This window comes from Sphingomonas sp. CFBP 13706 (genome assembly GCF_014842355.1).
Classification (GTDB): Bacteria; Pseudomonadota; Alphaproteobacteria; order Sphingomonadales; family Sphingomonadaceae; genus Sphingomonas; species Sphingomonas aerolata.
Map to the genome: position 1 here is coordinate 1 of NZ_JACYVM010000092.1, position 266 is coordinate 266.

Consider the following 266-nt stretch of genomic DNA (forward strand, 5'->3'; position numbering starts at 1 on the left):
ATGACCGCCAACGGCAAGAGCATCGGCGACAATTGCCGCACCGCGACGATCGAGGACGAGCGCGTCATCCGCCCGTTCGCGACGCCGCTGCTGGAGGATGCCGGCTTCATCGTGCTCCGCGGCAATTTGTTCGACAGCGCGATCATGAAGACGAGCGTCATCTCGCCGGAATTCCGCGAACGCTATCTCAGCAATCCGGACGATCCCGAGGCGTTCGAAGGCCCCGCGGTCGTGTTCGACGGCCCCGAGGACTATCATCACCGGAT

At 63.5% G+C, this 266-nt stretch carries 1 pseudogene; it reads left to right on the forward strand.

Features of this window, described 5'->3' with window-relative positions:
- Positions 1–266 (forward strand): annotated as a pseudogene (locus IFS44_RS21790) (dihydroxy-acid dehydratase domain-containing protein); the annotation flags it as partial.